We start from the raw sequence: 23,074 nt of genomic DNA, 5'->3' as shown, positions 1-23,074 counted from the left end.
ATCCTCAGCCAGTACGGCCTGACCCTGGTGCGCAACTGATCACCGCTTAGCTCACCGGGCAGCCTCCGAGCAGCTCACCGGGCCCCATGGCCCGCCGCGATCTCCTCGATCCGGCGGGCCAATTGGGCGTCCAGCTCCGTCACCTTGCTCCCGGCGCTGTGGGTGGTCACCGAGACGTCCAGCCGGTTGTACGTCACGGTGAGGCCGGCGTGGTGGTTCAGCTCCTCCTGGACCGTGGCGATGTGCACGAGCAGGGCCACCGCGGGCAGGTGACCCCGCAACCGGTAGCCGCGTTCCAGGTGGTCGTCGCGCAGAGTCCAGCCGGGCAGCCCGCTCAGGACCTCGGCGATCTCCAGCTCGGTCATCGGTTGCGCTGCCATACCGGCTCCTCCCTCTCCGCTCGCCCGGCGGCGGCCAGCCGGGTTCCGCGTCCACCCTAGTGCCGCGTCAGCAGGTTTCACCGGTTTCACCCGCATATCACCCGGGACCGGCTCCCGGATCGGCCGAGGTGGCCACCAGGGCTACCACCTCGCGGACCGGCCGGACGCGGTGGCGGCCCCGGACTTCCGCCCCCGCCCGGGCGAGGTCCCTGTGACGACCGTGCCCTGCAGCGTGTCGGATACGGCCACGCGCGGCGTCAGCCCGGCCCGGGCGAAGGCAGCGACGGTCCCGGCGGTCTGACGCTCGCTCGTCTCCATCAGCAGGTGGCCGCCCGGGGCAAGCCACCGCAGGGCCCCGGCGGTCACCCGCCGCTGGACGTCCAGGCCGTCCGAACCGCCGTCGAGTGCCACCCGGGGCTCGTGCAGCCTGGCCTCCGGAGGCAGCAGACCGATCTCCCGCGTCGGCACGTACGGCGCGTTGGCGACGAGGAGGTCGACGCGCCCCCGCAGCCCGGCGGGCAACGCCCGGTAGAGGTCTCCCTCGTACACCCGGCCACCGGCAGCCGCGTTGCGGCGGGCGCACCGCACCGCGACCGGATCGATGTCGGCGGCATGCAGCTCGGCCCGTTCCAGCGCCGCGGCCAGTGCGGCCCCCACCGCGCCCGAGCCGCAGCACAGGTCGACGACGACAGCCCCCGGCCGGGCGAGTGCGGCAGCGCGTTCGACGAGGAATTCGGTGCGGCGCCGGGGAACGAACACCCCGGGCTCGACGGCGATACGCAGACCGCAGAAACCCGCCCAGCCGAGTACGTGCTCGAGCGGGAGTCCGGCTTCCCGTCGGTCCACCATCAGGGCGAGAGCGTCGGGGGCCGTCGCCGTGGAGAGCAGCAAGCGCGCCTCCTCCTCCGCGAAGACGCAGCCGACGGCGCGAAGCCGGGTGATGAGGACGGGAAGAGAGAGAAGTGCGGGTGAAGCCGACATGAAAGCCTTTCGGGACGCCTCAGGACGCTCCCGCGGTCACCTGCCGCTATGCCGATCGGACCGACCGATCGTGCAGGAGGAGCACCCGACCTGCTACTGCGGTAATGGGTCCCACCTCCTCGCTCGATCACTGCAGGGAACCAGAAACCGCCACCCTACCCGCGGCGCCCTCCCCTCGCCTCCCCCCGCTCACGGGCCTCGGGCACGAGGCCATGCAGGGCACCCCCGGTCATGCCCGGTCCGCTAAGGGCGGGACTCGGCGACTGCCGGCAGCGACGTCCCGGGTCCGGCGGCGGCCGCTTCGGCGAGCCAGCGGCGCAGCACCCGGTGCACCGCCTCGGCACCGCGCAGTTCCTCGCCGTCACCGACCGGGGCGGACAGAACGGTCGGCGACAGCAGGAAGGCCCGGTTCTGTTCGCCGCCGAGGCCGCCGTGCGACCCGATCTGGTCCTCGAAGGCGTGCACCGTACCGGTGGCCGGGTCGTAGGCGGAGTTGATCATGATGTCGGGGGTGTTGTGGAACCGGGCGACCCGGTGGACGGCCTCGGCGGCGCCGGGGCCGTAGAGGGCCAGGGGGTCGGTACCGAGCACCTCTCCGGTGTCGAGCCGGTGCTCGCCGCCGCCGGTCCCCAGGACGACCTCACCGTGCCGGTCACTGCGCACCAGCAGGAATCCGATGCCGGGATGGGAGGCGAGGGTGCGCAGCAGGCGGGGGAAGCGTTCCTCGATCGTCTCCCGGGAGGCCCGGCCGGGGAGGTCCGGGAAGGAGACCAGGCCGAGGTTGCCGGAGCCGAGGACCACGGGGACGGCGGGACGGCCGGGGGGATTGTCCGGCTCGGCGGTCACGGGCACGGCGGTTTCCTCGGGACGGTGCAGGGCCGCCCGGGCGGCGTTGCGTGCCTCCGCGCCGGTGTCCGGGCGGCGCATCTGCCGCGGGACCGGGCGTCCGCAGCCACTGCGGACGAGCTCCTCGAGGCGCATGCCGTAGGCGGTCTCGAAGGTCTCCCCCGGACTCTGGCCATGGTCGGAGAGCAGCACCAGGTGGTAGGGCCGGGGCGCGTGCTCGATGGCCTCGAGGATGCGTGCCACGCAGTGGTCGAGCCGGGCGAGTACCTGGTGGGTGTCCCGGCTGCGCGGGCCCGAGTGGTGGGCGACCTCGTCGTAGGCCACCAGGTCGGCGTACACGGCGGTCCGGCTGTTCAGGATGTCGCCGTGCACCGAGGCGACGACGACATCACGCTGCACCACCGTGGCGAACGCCCGGAGCAACGGGTAGAGGCCGCCGCGGCTGATCCGCGGCCGGTCGCCGCGCAGCCGGGAGCGCAGCGACTGGCTCAGCTCCCGCACGATCTCGGCGGCGAACGACAGGAAGGTCCGCCCGGCGTGCGCGGGGTCGGAGAAGTAGGCGAAGTATCCGGCGCGGGAGCGCTGTCCCCTCCGGCGCCGGGCGGCTACGGACAGGACGAGCGCGGCCTGTCCGGCGCCGCCGGTGAAGAGGTTCCCGCGGCTGGCGCCGTCGTGGGCGAGCAGTCCGGGGTTCCCGGCGCGGGCGACGGCCCGGCGCTGGAGCTCGGCGGCGCTGGAAGGCCGGTTACTGATGATCATCTCGCCGGTGTCCTTCTCGTACCAGCGGAAAGCGGGCACCTCCGCGTTGCTGCCGTGCAGGATGCCGAGCTGGGAGGCCCCGGTCTGGCTCGGCCAGTCGGTGGTCCAGGGGATCAGCCGGTGACTGTCCCGGCACAGGCCGGCGACGGTGGGCATCAGCGGCCGTTCCCCTTGCACGGCTTCGCGCAGTACGTCGTACCCGATGCCGTCCAGCTGGAGGAAGACGGTACCCGGGGGCCGCGGGCGACGGTGCGGGGCTCCCGGGGAGCGGCGCAGGCCGGCGAGCCGCCGCAGCCGGCGGCCCAGCACCCCGCGGTCCCGGACGGCGAGGAAGGTGCTGGTGGCCGAGGAGGTGGCCGACATGACCGCGGCGACCACGACGGCGGTTCCCGGGCCGGCCTCGCCCCGGCCGTGCGGAATGATGCTGAGGGCGAGCCACAGCAGGAACCCGTTGAGCAGGAACACGAGTGAGCCCAGAGCGAGCGCGGGCACCAGCAGCAGGGCCCGGACCAGCCAGGGCCAGACCAGGACGTGCAGCAGCCCGAAGGCCCCGGCCCCCAGTGCCGCGGTGACGCCCACGCTGGTGAAGCGACCGCTGTCAGCGGACTGCAGGTGGAAACGCGGCAGCACGACGGCCAGCACGAGCAGGGTGACCGTCCCGACCGCCCAGACCGTGACCACCCGCAGCAGCGCCGCGCTCCCGGTACGCCAACCCGTTACGTGCACCTGCTGCCTTCCTTCCGTCCCTGCTCGTCGCGCGGTGGCGTTGCCCGCCGGGGAGGGCTCCCGGGGCCGCCTCCAATTCTCCACTCCTGTTGCCCGGGCTGTGACGGCCGGGGAGGTCACAGCTGTGCGCGGCACGCGTACCCTGCCAGAGTCGGTCACGTCTACTTCAGCGGGGAGGAACACCGGTGCCGGTGGAGATCACGTGGTGGGGTCACGCCACGGTGGCGGTAAGGGACTCCGGGACGACTGTGCTCACCGATCCGCTCTTCGGGCGGCGGCTGGGACACCTGCACCGACGGGCCGGCAGCCCGCCGCCACCCTCGGCCGCCGAGGCGGACGTCGTGCTGGTGTCACATCTGCATTCCGATCATCTGCATCTGGCGTCGCTGGCCCGGCTCGCGCCCGGCACCCGGGTGCTGGTGCCGCGCGGCGCGCTGCACGCGCTGGCCGGGCTGCGCAGGCTGAGCCTACGGCTCGCGGTCTACGAGATGGCAGCCGGAGACCGGATCCGCATCGGTCCGCTGACCGTACGGGCCGTGCCTGCGGCGCACGACGGGCGTCGGTGGGCGTTCGGCGGGGCACAGGCCTCGCCGATCGGCTACCTGGTGGAAGGGGAGTCCCGCACCTACTACTCCGGTGACACGGGACTCTTCCCGGCGATGGCCCAGCTGACCGGGCCGGTGGATCTCGCGCTGCTGCCCGTCGGCGGCTGGGGTCCGTATCTGGGGCACGGGCACCTGAACGCCGAGCGGGCCGCCGAGGCCCTCACCCTGCTGCGCCCGCGCAGCGCGATACCGGTGCACTACGGAACATTCTGGCCGATGGGCATGTCAGCGGTCCGGCCGCACGAGTTCCACGGGCCGGGTGAGGAGTTCGAGCGGTACGCGGCCCGGCTGGCGCCGGACGTCGAGGTGCACCGGCCGGCCCACGGGGAAAGCGTCCGGCCGGCGGTGGCCCGGTGACGACACCGGCGGGCAGTCTGCTGGTCGCCGCCGGGGCCGCACCCGATTCGACGCAGCAGGCGATCGGCTATCCGACCCTGTTCCTGCTGGTGATGGCCGGGGCGCTGGTGCCCGTGGTGCCGACCGGAGCAGTGGTCAGCTCCGCGGGTGCGGTGGCTCTCTACCAGGACAACGCCGTCGTCTCCTCGCTGCTGGTGTTCGTGGTCGCCGCGCTCGCCGCTTTCGTGGGGGACGGGCTGCTGTATCTCCTCGGGCAGCGCGGGCTGCGCTCCGGGGACGGCTCCCGCCGCCTGGACTGGATGCGGGACCAGGTCGCGCCGGAACTGCTGGCGAGGACCAGGCAGCGCCTGGAGCGGCGGGGGACCTCCGTGCTCCTGGTGTCCCGGCTGGTACCGGGCGGACGGATACCCGTCATGCTCGCTTGTCTGGTGTCGCGGATGCCACTGCGCACCTTCCTCCGGGGCACCCTGCCGGCCGCGCTGGCCTGGGCGGCCACCTATCAGCTGATCGGAGTGCTGGGCGGGACGCTGTTCCCCCGGCCGTGGCAGGGGGTGGCCGCCGCGGTGGCACTGGCGCTGCTGGTCACGGCCCTCCCCGTGCTGTGGCGGCGGCTCCGGCAACGGGACGGTGCGCGCTGCCGGGACGCGGAGCCGGTGACCACGCCCGCCGACTGAGCGGACGGAACTGCCCCGGCCGGCCCGGCACCGGCCGTCGCCCCGCCGCTCAGACCAGGACCCTGGACCCTCCCACCGGCAGGTCCCACAGCTCCTCGCGCGGCCTCCCGGCCGCCTGCCAGGCGGCGCGGGTCCGGACGATCGGCTCCAGCGGGGGCTCTGCGGAGAGCAGGAACGTTGCCCAGTGCATGGGCGCCATGGCACGCGCTCCCATGTCCTCGCACGCCTGCACCGCCTCCTCCGGGTCGGTGTGCACGGAACCGAGGAGCGCACGCGGCGCGTAGGCGCCGATCGGCAGGATGGTCAGATCGATGCCGGGGTAGCGGCCGCCGATCTCGGTGAACCAGTGCCCGTAGCCGGTGTCCCCGGCGAAATGGATCCGCCGGCCGGCCCGGTCGGTGAGGATCCAGCCGCCCCACAGCGACCGGCAGGTGTCGGTGAGGGTGCGCTTGGACCAGTGGTGCGCGGGTACGAAGTCGAACCGGGCCCCGGAACCGCCGCCGGCCGCGGGCAGTTCCGCCCCCTCCCACCAGTCGAGCTCGGTGACCCGGGTGAAGCCGCGGCGGCGGCACCAGCGGGCGAGGCCGGCGGGGACGAAGAGCGCGGTGCTGCGCGGCAGCCTCTTGAGAGTGGGTGCGTCGAGGTGGTCGTAGTGGTTGTGGGAGATGACGACCGCGTCGACCGGGGGGAGATCCTCCCAGGCAACGCCGACCGGCGTCATCCGGTCCGGTGTCCCGAGGATCCTGCGCGACCACACGGGGTCGGTGAGCACGGTGAGTCCGCCGATCCTGATGACCCAGCCGGCATGGCCCACCCAGGTGACGGCAACCGTCTCCGGGCCGGCGGAAGGCAGCGGGCCGGGGGCGAACGGAAGGCCGGCGACCTCGCGCAGCGCCTCCGGAGAGGGGCGCAGCCGGCCTTTCCGGGAGGCCCGGATCATCGTGCGCAGGCCGGGCAGCGGGGCGGTGAGCCGGTCCGCGAAGCTCCGCGGCCACTCCCGCCGCTCCCCGAGCGGCCGCGCCGCGGCGATCGGAGGGCCGTCCTCGCGGGCCTGCTCGGGAGGCCCCGCCTGTTCCTTCTGCGTCATGAGAACTCCCCTCTGCCCCTGCTCTCCATCACATCAACGGATGGACGGACCGGAATGCTCCTGCTGCGCCGATCCGGTGACGGTTCCCCGCACGGAGCCGGGCCGCCCGGAGCCTCAGAGCTCGAGGACGACCTTTCCCCGCACCTTGCCGGACATGCTGAGCCGCCAGGCCCCGGCGGCGTCCCGGAGCGGAAGGGTCCGGTTGACGTGCACGGTGAGCAGGCCCTCCTCCGCCCGGTCGGCCAGCGCGGCCAGGTCCTCCCGGTCGGGACGGACGAACAGGTAGGCGCCGCCCTTCTCCACCACGCCGGTGTCCACTACGGAGACCACCCGTCCGGGGTCCTTCAGTACCTTCTGGGACACCTCGACGGCCTCCCCGCCCACGAAGTCGAGTGCCGCGTCCACTCCGTCGGGGGCCAGCGCACGCACCCGGCCGGGCAGCCCGTCCCCGTAGGTCACCGGCTCCGCTCCGAGTTCCCTCAGGTAGGCGTGGTTCGACTCGCCGGCCGTGCCGATCACCCGGGCGCCGAGGGCGGCGGCCAGCTGCACGGCCATGGAGCCGACACCGCCGGCCGCGGCGTGCACGAGAACCGTCTTGCCGCGTGCGATCTCACCGAGCCCGAGCCGCTTCAGGCACTGGTGCGCGGTGAGTCCGGCCAGCGGCAGCCCGGCGGCCTGCTGCCAGGTGAGCGCGGTGGGCTTGCGGGCGAGGGTGCGCACCGGGGCGGAAACCAGCTCGGCGTATGTGCCGTGCTGGGCTTCGTCCCTGCGTACGTAGCCGATCACCTCGTCCCCCGGGGAGAACTCCCCGGCGTCCGCCCCCGTTCGCTCGACCACCCCCGCCACGTCCCACCCGGGGACGAGCGGGAAGTGCGCGTCGAGAATCGCGTCGAGGTGGCCGCCGGCCACCTTCCAGTCCACCGGGTTCACGCCGGCGGCTTTCACCCGCACCAGCACCGAGTCCGGGCCGACCCGCGGCACGGGCAGGTCCGTGTACTCGAGCTGGTCCGGCCCGCCGTAACGGTGGAGAGCGACAGCCTTCATGTCCATACGGTGAGCACCTCGTCAATCACGCGGTCGGCGGGCTCCGCCGCGCTGTGGGAAGCGGCGGAGCCCGGTTTCGGCGGGTGCCCAGCACACGCCGCCTCATGCCTCCCGGCACCGGCCCGGATGCGCACGGCGATGCGAGCCGTGCTTCCGCGATTCGGCGGAGCGGTCCCGGGAGCGGACGTGGCCCCGGGACCTGGCGGCGGGATCTGCGTCAGGCGGACCGGGTGAGCCGGATGGTGTCGCGGTACCAGAGGCCGCTGTCCTTCACCGTGCGCCGCTGAGTGGGGTAGTCGACGCGGACGAGGCCGAAACGCTTGTCGTAGCCGAATGCCCATTCGAAGTTGTCCATCAGTGACCAGGCGAAGTAGCCGCGCACGTCGGCTCCCGCGGAGCGGGCCGCCGCCACCGCCCGGATGTGGCTGTCGAGGTATGCGGTGCGGTCACTGTCGGGGACCGTCCCGTCACCCACCGGCTGGTCGGCGAAGGCGGCACCGTTCTCGGTGATGACGGTGGGCAGGCCGTAGTCCCGGTGGAGCCGCAGCAGCAGGGCGGTGAGCCCTTCGGGGTGGATCTCCCAGCCCATGTCCGTGACGGGCAGCCCGCGGGACACCCCTCGCACCACCGGCAGGCCGTCGTCGCCGGTCGTCGAGCCGTCCTCGGCGGAGCCGGAGAACTGGTGGCTGGAGTAGTAGTTGACTCCCAGGATGTCCAGCGGAGTGGCGATGGCGGCCAGGTCGCCGTCCTGAACCGGGAGGGTGACCCCGCGGGCCGCCAGGTCGGCCACCACGTCCTCGGGATACCGGCCGTGCACGAGCGGATCGAGGTAGATCCTGGTGCCGAGCCCGTCGGCGCGGCGGGCAGCGGCCGCGTCGGCGGGGTGATCGGTGGCCGGGGTGGCGTGGCCGAGATTGAGCGTGATGCCCAGTTCCAGCGGCTCGGGGGCGGCCTCACGCAGCCGCCGCGCGGCGAGTCCGTGGCCGAGCAGCAGGTGGTGCACGGCGTGCATGGCGTCGCCGAAGTTCTTGCGCCCGGGTGCGTGCACTCCCGACTCGTAGCCCAGCATCGCGGAACACCACGGCTCGTTCAGAGTGGTCCAGTGACGCACCCGGTCCCCCAGGGCGGCATGGGCGAGCTCGGCGTAGTCGGCGAAGCGGTGGGCGGTGTCCCGGGCGGGCCAGCCGCCGGCGTCCTCCAGTTCCTGGGGAAGGTCCCAGTGGTAGAGGGTGACCCAGGGGGTGATGCCGCGTTCCAGGAGGCTGTCCACCAGCCTGTCGTAGAACGCGACACCGCGGGGGTTGGCGGGACCGTGGCCGCCGGGCTGGATCCGTGGCCAGGCGAGTGAGAAGCGGTAGGTGTCCACGCCCAGACCGGCGATGATGCCGACGTCCTCCGCGAGGCGGTGGTAGTGGTCGCAGGCGGTGTCGCCGTTCTCCCCGCCTGCGACGGCCCCAGGAACCCGGCAGAAGGTGTCCCAGATGGACGGTGTCCGGCCGTCCGTGTCCACCGCGCCCTCGATCTGGTACGCGGAGGTGGCCACTCCCCAGCGGAAGTCGGCGGGGAGTCCTGGCACAGGCGCGGCGGGGAACCGCCCGGAAGCGGTCGTGCGGGAGGTGGCAGTCATGTTTCTCCGTGTTCGGTCCGTGCGGGTGGTCGTGCCCGGAGACGGGCGGCGTCGGCGCGCCGGGACGGGACGGCCGACGGGGGTCAGGGGTCGGTGTGCAGCCAGCAGGCGACGGTGCGTCCGCCTCCGGGGCCGGGCTCGACGGGGGTGAGGGCGGGGATCTTGCGATCGCATGCCTCGATCGCCGCGCCGCACCGGGGGTGGAAGGCGCAGCCGGACGGCATGTTCTTCAGGTCGGGCGGGGAGCCGGGGATTCCGGTCAGCGGGCGGCGCGGTCCGTGCAGGGCGGGGAAGGAGTGCAGCAGGCCGTGGCTGTAGGGGTGGTGGGCGCGGTGGTAGATGTCCTGGGCGGCGGCCTGCTCGACGATGCGTCCCCCGTACATGATGGCGATCCGGTCGGAGTACTCGATGAGCAGCGAGATGTCGTGGGTGATGAACAGGACGGAGAAGTCCAGCTCGGCCCGGAGCCGGACGAGCTGCCGCAGGATCTGACGCTGCATCACCACATCGAGGGCGGTGGTGGGTTCGTCCAGGATGACGATTTCGGGTTCCAGGGCGAGGGCCATGGCGATCATGACCCGCTGCCGCATGCCGCCGGAGAGCTGATGCGGGTAGCTGCCGAGCCGGTCGGCGGAGATACCGACGAGGGCGAGCAGTTCGGCTGCCCGGGCGTCACGGGCGGCCCGGCGCATCCCGGGCCGGTGGGCGGCGAGAACGTCGGTGAGCTGGGCGCGGACGCTGTGCACGGGGTTGAGGGAGTTCATGGCCCCCTGGAACACCAGGGAGATCTCCTGCCAGCGGAAGGCCCGGAGCTGTTCGGGTGCGAGATCCAGGACATCGGTGCTGCGGCCGTCACGCCCGTGGTACCGGACCTCGCCGCCGGTGATGACGCCGGGCGGGGGCAGCAGCCGGGTGACGGCGTAGGCGAGGGTGGACTTCCCGCTGCCGGACTCCCCGGCCAGGCCGAGCACCTCCCCGCGCCGCAGGGTGAGGTCCACGTCCCGCACGGCGCGGACGGAGGAGTTGCCCAGGCCGTAGTCGACGCACAGGCCGCTGATGTCGAGGACCGCTGAGCTGCCTGTCATGGCCGGATGTCCTTCCGGTGTGCGTCCGGCCGGGGGGCGCGGAGGACGGGGGTGAATCCGATGCGCATCCGGACCGTGCGGTCCTGGCGTCCGGAGGTGCGCAGCCGGGGGTTGATGAATTCGTCGATGCCGAAGTTGATGAGGGCCAGCGCGGTGCCGAGGAGGGCGATGCAGAGCCCGGCGGGCACGAACCACCACCAGGCCCCCTGGGCGAGTGCCTGGTTGCTCTGCGCCCAGAACAGCACGGTCCCCCAGTTCCAGTGGGAGATGTCGGCGATGCCGATGAAGGCCAGCGTGATGTTGGCGAGCACTCCGAAGATCACTGTTCCGATGAACCCGGAGGCGATGACGGCGGTGAGGTTGGGCAGCAGTTCGAAGCCGACGATGCGCCAGGTGGGCTCACCTGTCGCCCGGGCGGCCTGGATGTAGTCGCGGGAGCGCAGGGACAGCGTCTGGGCGCGCAGCACTCGGGCTCCCCAGGCCCAGGCGGTCAGCCCGATCACCCCGGCGATGGCGAGGTCACTGGTGTCGGGCAGGAAGCCGGCGATGATGATGATCAGCGGAAGTCCCGGGATGACCAGGAACACGTTGCTGACAGAGGACAGTACGTCGTCGCCCACCCCGCCGAGGTAGCCGGCGGTCACTCCGATCAGCACCGCGAGCACGGTGGCCACCACGGCGGCCACGAAACCGACCACCAGGACCCCCCGGGTGCCGACGAGGATCTGGGAGAACACGTCCTGGCCGGTCTGGGTGGTGCCGAACGGGTGCTGCCAGGACGGTGGCTGAAGCAGCGCGGCACTGCGGGCGGACGGGTCGTGCGGAGCCAGCCAGGGTCCGGCGATGGCCAGCACCACGAACGCGGTGAGCATGCCGACACCGGTGGCGGTCTTCTTGTTGCGGAGGAAGCGCAGCCGGTCACGCCGGGGCGCCGGCGGCGGGGCGGCGGCCAGGACCGCGCTGTCGGTGACCGGTACGGCCATGGTCAGGCCTCCCTTCGGGTGCGGGGGTCCAGGAGCATGTACGCCAGGTCCGCGAGGAGATTCGCGGCGAGCACCGCGAGGGTGATGATGAGGAAGACGCCCTGCATGAGGGGGTAGTCCTTGGCTCCGACGCCCTGGAAGAGGATGTAGCCGATGCCGGGGTAGGAGAACACCATTTCCACCAGCAGGGTCCCGCCGACGATGAAGCCGATGGACAGGGCGAAGTTGGAAATGTTGGGCAGAATCGCGTTGCGGGCGGCGTAGGCGAGCATCACCCGCCGCTCCGGCAGCCCTTTCGCCTGCGCGACCAGGACGTAGTCCTCGGAGGAGACGGTCACCATCATGTTGCGCATGCCGAGGATCCAGCCCGCGACGGCGCTGATGATGATGGTGAGGGCGGGCAGCAGCCCGTGGTACAGCGCACTGCCGATGAACGCCCAGTCGAAGCCGGGGACCAGCCCGTTGTCGTAGCCGCCGGACGCGGGGAAAAGCGGCCACTTGACGGCGAACAGCGCGATGGCGATCAGGCCGAGCCAGAAGTACGGGATGGCGGAGATGAAGGTGGTCACCGGCAGCAGGCCGTCCATCCAGGAGCCCCGGCGCCAGCCGGTCAGAATGCCGATGCCGGTGCCCAGCACGAAGCTGAGGACCGTGGTGAGGCCCATCAGTGCGAGGGTCCACGGCAGGCTCTGGGCGATGATCTCGGAGACTCCGGTGGGGAAGAAGGTGAAGGAGGTGCCGAGGTCGCCGCGCAGGAGGTTGCCCCAGTAGTCGAGGTACTGCTGCCACAGGGAGCGGTCCTGGTCGAGGCCGAAGAGGGTGCGCAGGGAGTCGACGGCGCGGCTGCTGAGCTGCCCCTGGAAGCGGGTCAGCATGGCCTGTACGGGATCACCGGGCATCAGCCGGGGGATGAAGAAGTTGATGGTGATCGCCGCCCAGGCGGTGAGGGCGTAGAACCCCAGTCGCTGCAGGAGGAATTTCACGCCGTTGCCTCCCGCGCGGCGCCCGGCCGGCCGGCCGGGGCGTCGTCGTACAGCCAGCAGGCCGCCCACTGACCCTCGGCGAGGTCGAAGCGGGGCGGCACCGTGGTGCGGCAGCGCTCCAGGGCGGCCGGGCAGCGCGGGTGGAAGCGGCAGCCCGCGGGCGGCGAGATCAGGCTGGGCGGCTCCCCGCCGTCACGGGCCGGATCCGCGCCGGCGGCGCCGTGCTCCGGGTTGTCCCCGGCGATCCGGTCGGGGTCCGGCGCGGAGGCGATGAGCAGCTGGGTGTAGGGGTGGGCGGGCCGCTGGGTGACGGTCTCGCTGTCACCGCCCTCCACCAGCCGGCCGGCGTACATGACAAGCGTCTCGTCCGCGAAGTACCGGGCGGAGGCGATGTCATGCGTGATGTACAGAATCGCGAGGTCGAGCCGCTCCTTCAGGTCCTTCAGAAGGTTGAGCACACCGAGCCGGATCGATACGTCGAGCATCGAGACCGGTTCGTCGGCCAGCAGCACCTTGGGGTCGGCGGCCATCGCGCGGGCGATGGCGACGCGTTGCCGCTGGCCGCCGGAGAGTTCGTGCGGAAAGACGTCGAGGTAGCGGGCGGCGGGGGTCAGCTGCACCCGGCCGAGCAGGTCGGCGAGGGCCTGTTCGAGCTCGGCGGCACCGCGGCCGCCCCGGCCGTGCACGCGGAGCGCCCGGGTGAGGTGGTACCGGACGGTGTGCACCGGGTTCAGCGAGCCGAAAGGGTCCTGGAAGATCATCTGGACCTGCCGGCAGTAGGCGCGGAAGGAGCGGCCCCGGCCGGCCCGCACCGGCCGGCCGTCGAGCCGGATCTCCCCGGAGGTCGCCGGGTACAGCTGGGCCAGCAGCCGGGCGATGGTGGACTTTCCCGAACCCGACTCCCCCACCACCGCCGTGACGGTGCCCCGGCGCAGCCGCAGCGAGACGTCGTCGACGGCGTGCACGACGGGCCGGGTCCGGTCCAGCACCGCGCGCAGGGTGCGCCGGACCCGGAAGTGCTTGCTGAGGCTGCGGGCTTCCAGCACCACGCGGGGATCGGTGCGGCCCGTGCCGTCCGCGGTGGCTGCTTCGGTGCGGGGTCCGCCGTGCGGGCCCGGCGGGCTGAGGTCGTCGGTTCCGGGCATGTCGGTCCTCCTCCCTCAGCCGGCCGCGGTCAGTCGCAGGACGATGTCCAGGGAGTTGCGCTGAGTCGGCTGGGGCGGCCCGTAGGGGTCGTCCTCGTCCGGCCAGCCCACCCAGTTCCGGGTGTTGTACTGGGCGCCGATCGGTCCGGCGACGGTCGGGACCACCGGGACCTCCTCGACGAAGATCCGCTGCAGGGCGTGCAGGGCCTCGGTCCGGGTGTCGTCGTCCACGGCCTCGGCGTACGCGGTGAGGGCCTCGTCGGCGCCCTCGCTGCGGAAGCGGCCGTAGTTGCCGCCGGCGCTCTCACCCAGCGGCCGGTACAGGGCACCGTTCATGACGTGCTGGTACATGTCGTAAGGGGTGGCTCCGGTGTCCGTCCAGTGCAGAGTGGCGTCGAAGTCGCCGGTGTCCACGGCGTTCCGCCAGCTGTCGACGGTCTGGGTCTGCACCCGGGCCTCGATGCCGATCTCCCCGAGGTCGTCCTCGATGATGGACAGGGCGGTGAGGTAGTCGGACCAGCCGGCCGGGTCGGTGAGGGTCATGGTCACCGGTTCGCCGGCCGGGTCGGTGAGGACCCCGTCCGTCAGGTCGTATCCGGCGCCCTCGAGCTCCTGCAGAGCCGCGGCCACGTCCACGGTGTGTTCCTCACCGTCGAACTCCGGGGCAAGGAAGCCCTCACCGGCCGGCATCGGCAGACCGGTGGGGTTCTCGATCTGCGGGTAGAGACCTGCGTGGGCCTGCTCGTGGATGGCCTTCCGGTCGATCACGTGGCTGATCGCGCGGCGCAGCGCCGGGTCGTCGAAGGGGGCCCGCTCGGTGTTGAGCCACAGCCCGTGGATGCCGAGCCCGGAGGGGAACCACAGGTGGTGGTGGTCCGGGTCCTTGTCGACGTAGACCTTCTCGTAGTCCGGCATGAAGACGAACGACCACTCGGTCTCGCCCTTCGCCAGCGCGGTGGTCTGCGCGTTGTTGTCGTTGTACGAGGTGTAGCGCAGCTCCTCGACCTCCGGCAGCCCTTTCCAGTAGCTGTCCCGTCGGGTGAGGGTCACGGTCTGCGGGGTGAAGGTCTTCAGTTCGTAGGGGCCGGTGCCGACGGGCTCCTTGTTGTCCCAGGTCTCCGGAGTGTCGATCGCGGACCAGATGTGCTCGGGGACGATGTACGTCTCGAGGATGCGGTTCTGGTTGACGAACTGCGGCTCCCCGAAGGTGATGCGGACGCTGTTCCCGTCCTGGACCACTTCCTCGAACGGGATGGCGTGGCCGTTGAACGCGTCGGTGTCCCGGATGAGCTGGAAGGTGTAGGCGACGTCGGCGGCGCTGAACTCTTCGCCGTCCGACCACTCGGGGCCGTTCCTGATGGTGAGGGTGAGGGTGCGGAAGTCCTCCGACCACTCCCATTCCTCGGCGAGCCAGGGCTGGTCGTCGAGCTCGGGGCGGACGCTGTTCACCATCGCCAGCGGTTCGTAGATCATCGACCGGTAGCCGAGAGAGGCACCGGCCGAGGTGTCCAGGAAGGGGTTGCTGTTGTCGGCGAGCGGGCCGTTGGGCATGCCGACGTGCAGCACTCCGGTGCCGCCTCCGGCACCGGCCGGTCCCTCGGGGCCGGCCGCGCTGCAGGCGGCCAGGAGGGAGAGGGCGAGGAGGGCAGCCGCGGCTGCGGCGGTTCTTCCGGTTCGTGCGCGGACTCTCATGGGGTGCTCCCAGGTGTCTCGGTGGGGGGATCGAACAGGTGGTGCGCATGCGGGGGCACGTTCCGGGCAGCGGGTGCCGTGGGAACGGTGCGGGGTGGGACTGGGCGTGCCGCGGGCGCGGGGAGTGGGGGCCGTCGGGCGGGACGTCAGACGGGCGCGGAGGCCCGGACGATGAGCTCGGTGGGCAGCACCACCGGCTCGGGCTGGAGCGAGGTGCCTCCGAAGTGGTTCAGCAGCATGGTTGCCGCAGTCTCCCCCATGGCGTGCATGGGCTGCCGCACGGTGGTGAGCTGGGGATCCACCGTCCTGGCCATGGGCAGGTCGTCGAAGCCCACGAGGGCCACGTCGTCGGGCACGCGCCGGCCCGCCGCGCGCAGAGCCCGCAGGGCGCCGACGGCGGTCTGATCGTTCAGAGCGAAGACGGCGTCGAACCGGAGCCCGGACTCCAGCGCCCGGCGCACCGTCTGCTCTCCTGACGGGACGGTGAAATCGCTCGCGACCACGTGCTCGGGCGGAAGGGGCAGTTGCCGTTCCCGCAGCACGTCACGGAAGCCGGTGAGCCGGTCCTGGACACAGCCGTACTGCTGCGGGCCGGTGACGACCAGGGGGGTACGGCGCCCGGAGTCCAGCAGGTGATGGGCGGCCACGGCGCCTCCGGCGACGTTCGTGGTGGCCACGGCCGGGAAGTCCGGACGCTGCCCCTGGTCGTCGATGAGAACGAGCGGCAGCCCCTGGCGGTGGAGCGCCTCGATCGCGCCGAGGGTCTCCCCGGGCACGATGGCCAGCAGCCCGTCGAACGCCCGGGCCGACACCTGGCTGGTGAACTGGGCCATCGATTCCTCACCCCGGTTGCAGGTGAACAGCAGCAGCCCGAAGCCGGCGGCCTCCACGGTGTCCGCGACGCCCTGGAGCATTTCACTGACCCAGGGCCAGGTGAGGGACGGGACCAGGACGGCTATGGTGCGGCTGTTGCCGCGGGCCAGGCTGACCGCCCGTGAGCTGGGCACGTATCCGAGCTCGGTGATGACGTGGCGGACCCGGTCGGCGGTCCCGGAGTCCACCTCTCCCTTGCCGTTGAGCACCCGCGAGACGGTCGTCTTGCTGACCGCAGCGGTACGGGCTACGTCGGCGATGGTGACGCGCATGAGGCCTCCCGGGCACATACTCCAGGCGACGCCGCGTCTTCCCGACGTCGCACCGATACCGGTTCCGGAACCGGTTCCGGAGACTGTGCGCGGGAGTCAACTCCTCCTGAGGGGCGGCGTCAAGACATCTCGTCGAAATATGTCGACGGTGCGTTACGGAACCGGTTCCGGGACGGGACGGGAGAGCACCGAACGGCACAAAACGTCCCGCCCGGCAGAGGGCCGGGCGGGACGCGGGAGGTGGTGGACACCGGCGGTGGTGCCCGGCCCACGGCGTGATGCCGCGGTGCGGACGCCGCGGGCTCAGTGACTCGGGGCGTAGACCTTCTCCACGAAGCCCGCAACCTTGTCCTCGGGCAGGTTCCGGGCCAGATCGGCCTCACTGATCATGCCGACCAGCCGCTTGCCCCCGTCGATCACGGGCAGCCGCCGGATCTGGTGGGTGGTCATCTCCTGGAGCACCTCGGAGATGTCCGCCTCGGAGCCGACCCAGCGCGGGGTTCCTTTGCACAGCTCACCGGCCCGGACCTGGGACGGGTCATGACCGGCCGCGATACAGCCCACCACGATGTCACGGTCGGTGATGATGCCGCACATGCGCTCGTTCTCGTCACTCACCGGCAGCGCGCCGACGTCCAACTGCCGCATCATCTGAGCCGCCCGGTCGAGCGTCTCGTCGGCGGAGATCCATTGTGCGCCCTCGTGCATGATGTCACGGGCGGTGGTCATAGAGTGCCTCCTCGATCCGGAATCCCCGTGGCCGGAGCCACGGTCCTGCCATGACTGACGGCCGCCCGGCGGGGGCGCGGATCACGGGAAGCCGGACGTGGCACTGTCCGGACCGCCGGAATCGCCCCCGGCCGTAACGGTTCTTCCAGGCTAGTGCCGTTACGGGAGGGATGCCCACTCGAGCGGGGCGGGGGTTTCCCCGGTCCGGCCGCGCCGGGCGCTCAGCGCAGCGCCGGCTCCTCACAGATCAGGGTGGCCGCGTCCGCGTCGAGCGTGGCCCGGATCCCCAGCGGCATGGTCAGCGGGTCGGGCCCGTGGCCGAAGCCCAGCTCCTCGACGACGGGCACCCCGAGCGGGCCGAGCCGGTCCAGTGCCACCGCCCGGACCACCTCGTAGGGCTCGCTGTCCTTCCAGGAGCCCAGCGCCACTCCGGCCACTCCGTCCAGCCAGCCGGCGTTCAGCAACTGGCTGAGGCTGCGGTCCAGGCGGTACGCCTCCTCCCCGACATCCTCGATGAGCAGGATTCCGCCGGCCGCGGAGGGTCGGGCGACCGGGCTGCCCAGGTCACCCGCCAGGAGGCTGACACAACCGCCGAGGGTCACGCCGGTGGCGCGGCCGGGAACCAGGGTCCGGGCACCGGGCGAGGTGAGGGTGGTGACCGTCTCCGGCTCCAGCAGCATGCGGCGCAGCCGGGTCAGGGCAGCGGTCTCCTTGACGAACACCGGGGTGGCGGGCATCGGCCCGTGCACGGTGGCCAGCCCCAGCCGGGTCGCGAACGCCTCGTGCAGCACCGTGATGTCGCTGTAGCCGACGAAGACCTTCGGCCCGGCCGCCCGCATGGCCTCCCAGTCCAGCAGCCCGGTCATCCGCTGGGCACCGTAACCGCCGCGGGAACAGATGACGGCCGCGACGGACGGGTCGCACCAGGCGTCCTGGAGGTCCCGGGCCCGCACGGCGTCCTCACCGGCCAGATAGTCCAGGGTGGGGTGGACGGCCAGGACGTGCGGGGCGTACTCGACATCGAGACCCCACTCGCGCAGGATCGCCGCCCCTGCCTCGAGGTGCACCCGCTCCACCGGGCCGCTCGGCGAGACGATGACGGCCCGGTCGCCCGGGCGCAGCCGTCGCGGCCGGGTGAGGGGGCGGACGCCCGGGGAAGGGTCAGGGGCGGTGGAGGTCATGGGCGCAGCTCCAGTTCCGGTACGTCGTCCCGGTCGATACCGAAGACCTGTAGGTAGAGGGAGAGTTCGGCTTCCAGCGCCCGCTTGACGGTGGTGGCCTTCCGGAAGCCGTGCTGCTCGCCCTCGAACGTCAGGTAGGCATGCGGCAGCGCCGGAGGGACCGCTCTCAGGAAGCTCTCGCTCTGTGCGGGCGGACACACCGCGTCCTCCAGGCCCTGGAGGAGCACGAACGGGGTGCTGAGCGAGTGCGCCCGGTAGAGCGGGGACCGCTCCCGGTAGCGGCGGGGCACCTCCGCCGGCGGGCCGATGAGGGAGTCCAGGTACCGGGACTCGAAGTCGTGGGTGCCGCCGTCGCTCCAGCCGGCCAGGTCCAGCACCGGGTACGCGATGGTGCCGCAGGCGTACAGCCCGGCGGTGGCGGGCGAGGTCAGGGACGCCGCGGTGGTCCAGCCTCCCGCGCTGCCGCCGCGGACAGCGAGCCGGCCGGGATCGGCGGTGCCCTCGTCCGCGAGGGCCCGGGCGACGGCGGCGCAGTCCTCGACATCGACGATGCCCCACTGCTCGCGCAGCCGTTCGCGGTACTCCCGGCCGTAGCCGGTGGAGCCGCCGTAGTCGACCTGGACGACCCCGATGCCCCGTGAGGTGAAGAAGGCGATCTGCAGGTCGAGGACCTGGGGCGCCCGGCCGGTCGGACCGCCGTGGGCCCACACCACGTACGGGGGGAGTTCGCCGGGCGGGGCGGTGCGCTCCGGGTGGCGGGGCGGGTACACGGCGGCGTGGATGTCCCGGCCGTCCGGTCCGGTGAAGGTCCGGGCCGCGGGGCGCGGGAGATACGCCGGATCGACGACGTCCCGGTGCTCCTCGGCGGCCACCAGGACGTGGCCGGTGCGGGTGTCGAGCTGCACCACCTCCCGGAAGCGGGACGGGCTCGCTGCCGCGCCGGTGACCCGGGTGCCCCGGACGGCCAGGGCGGGGGCCCACTCGGTCCACGGGCCCGGGGCGTCGGTGAGCTCGCCGGTGACCGGATCCAGGATGCCCAGCCGCAGCTCCCCGCGACCGTGCAGGACGGCGATCAGGGAGTCCGCGAGCGGCGCGAACCAGCGCATGCCGATCTTCCACAGCGCCCCGGCGAACTCCTCCTTCCGGGGGCAGAGGTTGACCGCCGACCCGGTGACGGGATCGACGCGGTGCAGGTTCCACCAGCCGGTCCGGTCGGTGACGGCCAGCAGGCTGCCGTCAGCCGCCCACTCCACCTGTGCCACGGCTTCCCCCGGTCCGCCGGCCAGGGTACGGACGCCGGTGAAGCGGCCCGCCGCGGAGACCTCCGCGATCTTCAGCTCGGTGCCGTCCCAGGGCATCCGCGGATGGTCCCAGGCGAGCCAGACCGCCTGTCCGCCGTCCGGGGACAGCCGGGGCCCGGTGACGAAGCGGTGCCGGTCGTCGCCGAGCTCGCGCACGGCCGCCCGGTCGCCGGCGGCCGAGCCGTCCAGGGGCACCGCGACCGGCACCCGCCGCACGTCGGTGGGGTGCGGGCCGGTGAACTCCTCCAGCACGCACCAGACCTCACCGCGTTCGGCGTGCACCACGGGGTCCGCCCAGCGCAGCCCGTGGGGGATCGCCGGCTCCGGGGTCAGCGGCGCCGGCTCCTCCGGGCCGTCGGGTGCGAAGCGGTACAGCCGCTGGTCCGCGAAGTGGGTGAAGACCAGCAGTGGACCACCGGAGGAGCGGGGAGCGCCCGCCCACGGCAGGCCGCCGTACTCCAGCACCCGGTTGCGGACGTTCCACGGCGGGGGCAGCACCGATTCCGGCCGGGACGCACCCGGACGCAGCCGCAGCAGGGCACGGCGGCCCTCTTCCGCGGGCCGGGAAGCGGTCCACCAGAGCTCCTCACCGACGGCACCGAGGTACTCGGGGCCCCCGGCGTGCTCGGCGACGCGTGCGGGGTCCAGGGGTGACGGCCAGCTGCCGTAAGGGGCCGGGGTGAGCGCCATGGGTGCTGATCTCCTGAGTCGGGCGGTCTCCCGGCACCGGCCGGTCCGGCAGCCACGCCGGGTGGCTGCCGGGACACGGCTGCCCCGGGCGGGATGTCAGAGGCTGAGCAGCGCGCGGTCCAGCACCCGGGTGCCGAAGTGCAGGGCCTCGACGGGGACGCGCTCGTCCACGCCGTGGAACAGAGCCTGGTAGTCGAACCCCTCGGGAAGCCGCAGCGGCGTGAAGCCGTAGCCGAGGATGCCGAGGCGGGAGAACTGCTTGGCGTCGGTTCCGCCGGACATGCAGTACGGGACGACGTGGGCGCCGGGGTCGTGATGCTCCAGCGCCTCCCGCAGGACGGCGTAGGTCGCGGAGTCCACCGGCGCCTGGAGGGCCCTTTCCCGGTGCTGGAACTCCCAGTCCACCTCCGGGCCGGTGAGCCGGTCCAGGGTCTCGGTGAACTCCTCCTCGGCCCCCGGGACCATCCGCCCGTCGATGCCGGCCGCTGCCCTGCCGGGGATGACGTTCACCTTGTAGCCGCCCTCCAGCATCGTGGGGTTGGTGCTGTTGCGGACGGTGGGCTCGACCAGGGCGGCGGCCGGGCCGAGCCGCTCCAGCAGAAGGTCCACCTCGCGGGCCAGCCGGTCCTCGTCCGCCGTGTCGAAATCCGGGAGCTCCAGGGCGTAGAGGGCGGCCAGCTCGGTCAGGGCGGCGCGCACGGTGGGGGTGAGCCGCACCGGCCAGCGGTGCTCCCCGATGCGGGTGACGGCGGCGGCCAGCCGGCTGACGGCATTGGCGCGGTTGACCTTGGAGCCATGGCCGGCGACGCCCCGCGCGCTGAGCCGCAGCCAGCCGGTGCCCCGCTCCCCCGCGGCGAGGGGATAGATTCTTCTGCCGTCGCCGGGGTGGAAGGTGAAGGCACCGGACTCGCTGATTCCCTCGGTGCAGCCCTCGAACAGCCCGGGGTGCTCCTCGGTGAGGAAGCCGGAGCCGTACGCGGCGCTGTCCTCCTCGTCCGCGGTGAAGGCCAGCACGATGTCGCGGCGCGGCCGGACACCGGCCCGGGCCCAGGCGCGCACGACGGCAAGCACCATGGCGTCGGCGTTCTTCATGTCGATCGCCCCGCGCCCCCAGACGACGCCGTCCCGGATCTCCCCGGAGAACGGATGCACCGTCCAGTCCGCCGGCTCGGCGGGTACGACGTCGAGGTGGCCGTGCACCAGCAGGGCATCGGCGGACGGGTCGGTGCCCTCGATCCGGGCCACCACGTTGGTGCGGTCCGGGGCCTTCTCCAGCAGGGCGGGCTCCAGGCCGGCCTCCGCCAGCCGTTCGGCGACGTACTCGGCGGCCGGGCGCTCCACCCCGTCGCCCTGGCCGTGGTTGGTGGTGTCGATGCGGATGAGCTCGGAGGTGAACTGGACGGCCTCGGCCAGCGTCTTGTCGTCGATGTGGTGCCCGGAGCCGAAGGAGCCGGCCGGGCCGTCGGTGTCAGCCATAGTGTTCCTCCACTGCGGCGGAGACGAGTGTCGTGACCGCCTTGAAGCAGCGGATCCCTTCGTACATGTCGGAAGCGGTGTAACTTACCCGGCGCTCCGCGGTGCGCTCCACACCGGGCACCAGGGTGGCCGCACCGGCCAGGTGCTCGGCGTCGAACTCGACCTCCACGGTCCGCGGCCGGGGAGCGGCCGGTGGATGCCGTACGGCCAGGCGGGCCGCCCCGGCCGCGGCGGCCCGCAGGTCGGCTGCGGTGCGGGCCGGGGTGCGGCAGACGGCGGCGTACCGCGACACGTAGTCCTTGACGGCCACGGTCCTGGCGGCGGGGGCGTAGCCGGCGGCGTCCCGGCAGGTGCGGTCGTCGCCGGTCACGAGAATCACGGGTGTGCCGTACTCGGCGACGACGAGGGCGTTCAGCAGCCCTTCACCGGCCCGTACTCCGTCCACGAAGACGCCGGTGACCGAGTTCCCCAGGTAGGTGTGGGCGAGCACGCCCTCCTCACCGGCACCGGTGTGATAGCCGACGAAGGCGATGCCGTCCACGTCCCGGTGCTGCACGCCCTCCACCATGCCGAGCTCCTTGTGCCGCCCGGTGAGCAGTTGCGCCCGCTCGTCGAGACGCTCCAGCAGCAGGTTGCGCATCGTCATGTGAGCCTCGTTGACCAGCACCTCGTCCGCTCCCGCGTCGAAGAAGCCGGCAATGACGGCGTTCACATCGGAGGTGAACAAGGGCCGGCAGCGCTCCCACTCGGGCCTGCCCGGCAGACAGTCGGCGGGCCAGGTCACCCCGGTGGCCCCCTCCATGTCCGCGCTGATCAGAAGCTTCATGGCGGGTCACGCTACGCGCTCCCCGCACGGGGTGAAAGACCGACGGGGCTCCTGCACCGGTGCGACCTGTGAAGGCACCCGCGCGGTCTACGGCCACCGCTGCCGGGGCGGTTTCGCCTGCGGGCCGGCGATCACCGGAAACTGCTGCCCGCCGCACTCCAGTACAGGGCGGCCGCACTCGATGACCCGGGAGGCGAGCTGCTCCCGCTCCCCCGGGCGCATGCCCGGCATGATCCGCAGGAGGCCGGCGGCCCGCTGCCGCCCGGCAGCCGGGAGGCAGGCCGGGGGAGCGAAGCCGGCGGCGACCCCCTGCCGGTCTCTTCCCATGAACGCCGGCGGCAATTCGTCCCGGTCGGCTGCCAGGACGAGCAGGCACACCGGGCCGTGACCGTCCATCGGGTAGGCCCACCACAGCACGTCCCGCCGGCCGCCGTCCGGCCCCGAGGTACGGAAGCGCCCCGCGGTGGGACAGGCCGGCCCGCCGGTGCCGGGAAGGTGGTGGTAGGCGGCCCCCGCCTGCTCCCCTGCGCCAACTCCGTCAAGCACGCCGGACACCGGAAGGATGTCGGCGGCCGGCCGGTCCACCATCTCCTCCCGACTGCGGCCGAACAGCAGGCGTGCACCGGCGCTCCAATGCGTGATCAGCCCCCGTCCGTCCACCGGCACAGCGGCCAGCGGTATCCGTAGGGGTGTCCCCGCGACCGGGAACGTACGGTCACCGTGCGGGAGTTCGAGGTCCGGGGCCACGTGTT

The 23,074-nt window shown here is 72.6% G+C and carries 20 protein-coding genes; 2 read left to right on the top strand and 18 right to left on the bottom strand.

The window, feature by feature from the left end; translation table 11 throughout:
- Positions 1–74: 74 nt before the first annotated feature.
- The 3 genes from PJ985_RS17110 to PJ985_RS17100 all read right to left on the bottom strand — a co-directional run bounded on the left by PJ985_RS17110 (position 75) and on the right by PJ985_RS17100 (position 3,692).
- The gene (locus PJ985_RS17110; protein WP_271684660.1) at positions 75–380 is read right to left on the bottom strand and encodes a 4a-hydroxytetrahydrobiopterin dehydratase; all 306 of its coding nucleotides are present in this window, start codon (positions 378–380) and stop codon (positions 75–77) included.
- A gap of 141 nt (positions 381–521) precedes the next feature.
- On the bottom strand, positions 522–1,361 hold the full coding sequence (locus PJ985_RS17105; RefSeq protein WP_271684659.1) for a putative protein N(5)-glutamine methyltransferase: 840 nt from the start codon (positions 1,359–1,361) through the stop codon (positions 522–524).
- Between the two features lie 243 nt (positions 1,362–1,604).
- Entirely contained in the window at positions 1,605–3,692 is a 2,088-nt protein-coding gene (locus PJ985_RS17100) for an alkaline phosphatase family protein (protein ID WP_271684658.1), read from the bottom strand.
- Positions 3,693–3,877: 185 nt separating this feature from the next.
- Between PJ985_RS17100 and PJ985_RS17095 the strand changes: the two genes are divergently transcribed.
- Together PJ985_RS17095 and PJ985_RS17090 are read left to right on the top strand one after the other, a co-directional pair.
- Positions 3,878–4,654 (top strand): MBL fold metallo-hydrolase, encoded by a 777-nt coding sequence (locus tag PJ985_RS17095; protein ID WP_271684657.1) that lies wholly within the window; start codon positions 3,878–3,880, stop codon positions 4,652–4,654.
- Positions 4,651–5,328: a DedA family protein gene (locus PJ985_RS17090; protein ID WP_271684656.1), complete on the top strand. Its 678-nt coding sequence runs from the start codon at positions 4,651–4,653 to the stop codon at positions 5,326–5,328. Before PJ985_RS17095 ends, PJ985_RS17090 begins: the two co-directional genes overlap by 4 nt.
- A 49-nt stretch (positions 5,329–5,377) precedes the next feature.
- On the opposite strand, the gene PJ985_RS17085 is transcribed toward PJ985_RS17090, so the two are convergent.
- From PJ985_RS17085 to PJ985_RS17015, 15 genes are all read right to left on the bottom strand, one after another.
- The gene (locus tag PJ985_RS17085; protein WP_271684655.1) at positions 5,378–6,415 is read right to left on the bottom strand and encodes an MBL fold metallo-hydrolase; all 1,038 of its coding nucleotides are present in this window, start codon (positions 6,413–6,415) and stop codon (positions 5,378–5,380) included.
- 114 nt (positions 6,416–6,529) lie between these two features.
- Positions 6,530–7,459, bottom strand: a complete 930-nt coding sequence (locus PJ985_RS17080; protein ID WP_271684670.1) for an NADP-dependent oxidoreductase — start codon at positions 7,457–7,459, stop codon at positions 6,530–6,532.
- A gap of 217 nt (positions 7,460–7,676) precedes the next feature.
- Complete coding sequence (locus PJ985_RS17075) at positions 7,677–9,086, bottom strand: GH1 family beta-glucosidase (RefSeq protein WP_271684654.1); 1,410 nt, start codon at positions 9,084–9,086, stop codon at positions 7,677–7,679.
- 83 nt (positions 9,087–9,169) lie between these two features.
- Positions 9,170–10,171, bottom strand: a complete 1,002-nt coding sequence (locus tag PJ985_RS17070; protein ID WP_271684653.1) for an ABC transporter ATP-binding protein — start codon at positions 10,169–10,171, stop codon at positions 9,170–9,172.
- A complete protein-coding gene (locus PJ985_RS17065) occupies positions 10,168–11,154 on the bottom strand; it encodes an ABC transporter permease (protein ID WP_271684652.1) in 987 nt (328 codons plus the stop codon). The genes PJ985_RS17070 and PJ985_RS17065 overlap by 4 nt, the downstream gene beginning before the upstream one ends.
- 2 nt (positions 11,155–11,156) lie before the next feature.
- Positions 11,157–12,137 carry an ABC transporter permease gene (locus PJ985_RS17060; protein WP_271684651.1) on the bottom strand — a complete coding sequence of 327 codons (981 nt, stop codon included), beginning with the start codon at positions 12,135–12,137 and terminating at the stop codon, positions 11,157–11,159.
- Positions 12,134–13,282 (bottom strand): ABC transporter ATP-binding protein, encoded by a 1,149-nt coding sequence (locus PJ985_RS17055; RefSeq protein WP_271684650.1) that lies wholly within the window; start codon positions 13,280–13,282, stop codon positions 12,134–12,136. The genes PJ985_RS17060 and PJ985_RS17055 overlap by 4 nt, the downstream gene beginning before the upstream one ends.
- A 15-nt stretch (positions 13,283–13,297) precedes the next feature.
- Positions 13,298–14,974 (bottom strand): ABC transporter substrate-binding protein, encoded by a 1,677-nt coding sequence (locus PJ985_RS17050; RefSeq protein ID WP_271684649.1) that lies wholly within the window; start codon positions 14,972–14,974, stop codon positions 13,298–13,300.
- A 146-nt stretch (positions 14,975–15,120) separates the two neighbouring features.
- On the bottom strand, positions 15,121–16,119 hold the full coding sequence (locus PJ985_RS17045; RefSeq protein WP_271684648.1) for a LacI family DNA-binding transcriptional regulator: 999 nt from the start codon (positions 16,117–16,119) through the stop codon (positions 15,121–15,123).
- Positions 16,120–16,422: 303 nt separating this feature from the next.
- Entirely contained in the window at positions 16,423–16,848 is a 426-nt protein-coding gene (locus PJ985_RS17040) for a CBS domain-containing protein (RefSeq protein WP_271684647.1), read from the bottom strand.
- Positions 16,849–17,069: 221 nt separating this feature from the next.
- Complete coding sequence (locus PJ985_RS17035) at positions 17,070–18,029, bottom strand: S66 peptidase family protein (protein WP_271684646.1); 960 nt, start codon at positions 18,027–18,029, stop codon at positions 17,070–17,072.
- Positions 18,026–20,020, bottom strand: coding sequence for a S9 family peptidase (locus tag PJ985_RS17030; protein WP_271684645.1), 1,995 nt, complete (start codon positions 20,018–20,020; stop codon positions 18,026–18,028). The genes PJ985_RS17035 and PJ985_RS17030 overlap by 4 nt, the downstream gene beginning before the upstream one ends.
- A gap of 96 nt (positions 20,021–20,116) precedes the next feature.
- Positions 20,117–21,496, bottom strand: coding sequence for a M20/M25/M40 family metallo-hydrolase (locus PJ985_RS17025; RefSeq protein ID WP_271684644.1), 1,380 nt, complete (start codon positions 21,494–21,496; stop codon positions 20,117–20,119).
- On the bottom strand, positions 21,489–22,322 hold the full coding sequence (locus PJ985_RS17020) for a M55 family metallopeptidase (RefSeq protein WP_271684643.1): 834 nt from the start codon (positions 22,320–22,322) through the stop codon (positions 21,489–21,491). The genes PJ985_RS17025 and PJ985_RS17020 overlap by 8 nt, the downstream gene beginning before the upstream one ends.
- Positions 22,323–22,409: 87 nt before the next feature.
- Entirely contained in the window at positions 22,410–23,069 is a 660-nt protein-coding gene (locus PJ985_RS17015) for a PAS domain-containing protein (protein ID WP_271684642.1), read from the bottom strand.
- Between the last annotated feature and the right edge of the window lie 5 nt (positions 23,070–23,074).

It is taken from the genome of Streptomyces sp. ACA25, assembly GCF_028200735.1.
GTDB lineage: Bacteria > Actinomycetota > Actinomycetes > Streptomycetales > Streptomycetaceae > Streptomyces.
Note: the sequence above shows the minus strand (reverse complement) of the source record. Positions and strands in the feature narration are given on the sequence as shown.

Bases quoted from the DNA above. Each gene is read 5' to 3' on its own strand.
- PJ985_RS17110 (WP_271684660.1), bottom strand. From the start codon at position 380: ATGGCAGCGCAACCGATGACCGAGCTGGAGATCGCCGAGGTCCTGAGC.
- PJ985_RS17105 (WP_271684659.1), bottom strand. From the start codon at position 1,361: ATGTCGGCTTCACCCGCACTTCTCTCTCTTCCCGTCCTCATCACCCGG.
- PJ985_RS17025 (WP_271684644.1), bottom strand. From the start codon at position 21,496: ATGGCTGACACCGACGGCCCGGCCGGCTCCTTCGGCTCCGGGCACCAC.
- PJ985_RS17035 (WP_271684646.1), bottom strand. From the start codon at position 18,029: ATGACCTCCACCGCCCCTGACCCTTCCCCGGGCGTCCGCCCCCTCACC.
- PJ985_RS17030 (WP_271684645.1), bottom strand. From the start codon at position 20,020: ATGGCGCTCACCCCGGCCCCTTACGGCAGCTGGCCGTCACCCCTGGAC.
- PJ985_RS17065 (WP_271684652.1), bottom strand. From the start codon at position 11,154: ATGGCCGTACCGGTCACCGACAGCGCGGTCCTGGCCGCCGCCCCGCCG.
- PJ985_RS17070 (WP_271684653.1), bottom strand. From the start codon at position 10,171: ATGACAGGCAGCTCAGCGGTCCTCGACATCAGCGGCCTGTGCGTCGAC.
- PJ985_RS17075 (WP_271684654.1), bottom strand. From the start codon at position 9,086: ATGACTGCCACCTCCCGCACGACCGCTTCCGGGCGGTTCCCCGCCGCG.
- PJ985_RS17020 (WP_271684643.1), bottom strand. From the start codon at position 22,322: ATGAAGCTTCTGATCAGCGCGGACATGGAGGGGGCCACCGGGGTGACC.
- PJ985_RS17045 (WP_271684648.1), bottom strand. From the start codon at position 16,119: ATGCGCGTCACCATCGCCGACGTAGCCCGTACCGCTGCGGTCAGCAAG.
- PJ985_RS17040 (WP_271684647.1), bottom strand. From the start codon at position 16,848: ATGACCACCGCCCGTGACATCATGCACGAGGGCGCACAATGGATCTCC.
- PJ985_RS17085 (WP_271684655.1), bottom strand. From the start codon at position 6,415: ATGACGCAGAAGGAACAGGCGGGGCCTCCCGAGCAGGCCCGCGAGGAC.
- PJ985_RS17080 (WP_271684670.1), bottom strand. From the start codon at position 7,459: ATGAAGGCTGTCGCTCTCCACCGTTACGGCGGGCCGGACCAGCTCGAG.
- PJ985_RS17055 (WP_271684650.1), bottom strand. From the start codon at position 13,282: ATGCCCGGAACCGACGACCTCAGCCCGCCGGGCCCGCACGGCGGACCC.
- PJ985_RS17050 (WP_271684649.1), bottom strand. From the start codon at position 14,974: ATGAGAGTCCGCGCACGAACCGGAAGAACCGCCGCAGCCGCGGCTGCC.